Origin of the sequence: Sphingobacterium sp. IITKGP-BTPF85 (assembly GCF_001006065.1) — a bacterium.
GTDB classification, from domain to species: domain Bacteria; phylum Bacteroidota; class Bacteroidia; order Sphingobacteriales; family Sphingobacteriaceae; genus Sphingobacterium; species Sphingobacterium anhuiense.
The window spans coordinates 1-1,176 of the sequence record NZ_ASZT02000312.1 but is presented as its reverse complement, the minus strand read 5'-3'; the positions used below and the strand labels follow the sequence as shown (position 1 = coordinate 1,176).

Annotated in this window: 2 protein-coding genes; both read left to right on the top strand. The window is 29.6% G+C overall.

The genetic code is table 11. The features are described from left to right. The first annotated feature begins 395 nt into the window (after window positions 1-395). Entirely contained in the window at window positions 396-842 is a 447-nt protein-coding gene (locus L950_RS25370) for a DUF3267 domain-containing protein (RefSeq protein WP_197086694.1), read from the top strand. A 138-nt stretch (window positions 843-980) separates the two neighbouring features. Then, window positions 981-1,176 (top strand): transposase (locus L950_RS37660; protein ID WP_156169876.1); only part of this gene is annotated, 196 nt, incomplete at its 3' end.

The following is a 1,176-nucleotide window of genomic DNA, read 5'->3' as shown; positions in this document are numbered from 1 at the left end:
CACTCAAATGTAGCAACTCCAGTCTCTTTAATAGAGTAAAAGTTATTTTTGATGGATTTAATACACTAAAAAGAAAATTTGAGTACGACTACTATGATAAATGGCAATGATTATGATTTTTCAAAAATTAAGAGAAAAGCTAAAATTAATTCAGAAACTTTAGATGATTTTAAAGGTAGATTGGATATTCCAACTATAAAATTTGACTAGATTCAATTATCAACACTAATTATTAATATTTTATGAGTCATATTTTAAATGAAACTGAAAAAGAGGAATTTACAATTAAGGAGAAAGATGCAAGCAATTTGATATTAAAATTGGTATTCCCTATCAGTTTTATTTTATTTATATGCTATTACATCCTATGGAAGCATCAATTTGAAATTAAAAATATGCAAGGGTATGTATATGGCATGAGTGCTGGCGATCTAAGCTTATACTGTTTGTATATTGTCTTGTCTATATTAATTGGAATTGTATTACATGAGTTACTTCATGGACTGACCTGGGTTTTATGTTCAAATATTGGTGGATTTAAATCTATAAAATTTGGAATTATAAAAGAGACATTAACGCCTTATTGCCATTGTAAGGTTCCTTTAAAAAGAAATCCTTATATTTTTGGTATAATTATGCCAGCAATTGTTCTAGGAATAGTTCCCATTTTGATAGGATTGTCTTTGGGTAATTTATTGATTTATTTTTTTGGATATCTTTTTATATTAGTTGCAATGGGGGATTTTATGATTACCTTTTACTTACTTAAATATGTTAGCAGATCATCTTACCTGCAGGATCATCCTAGTAAAATTGGTTTTTTTATCTTCAAGGATAGTTAGATTATGATATACTTAAAAGTGGATTTTAACTATACTTTTTCTGGGTATTTCAACTATGGAGTTGCTAACTTAGTCGGCAGATGAAGTTAAGAACAATAAATATCTTAATTTTGAAATAATGACAAAAGTCCGTAAAAAATCGACCGCACATTTAAAGAACGTGCTGTTGAGTTAAGTAAAAGCAGGAAAAACATTTCTGAGCTTGCCCGTGAATTAGGTGTATCAGCCGCCCAATTATATAAATGGCGTAAAGAATCTGAAGAATTTGGAACAGGGAGTTTTCCCGGGAATGGCAATGTGAAACAGACTCCCGAACAGGAACGTATAAGTATTT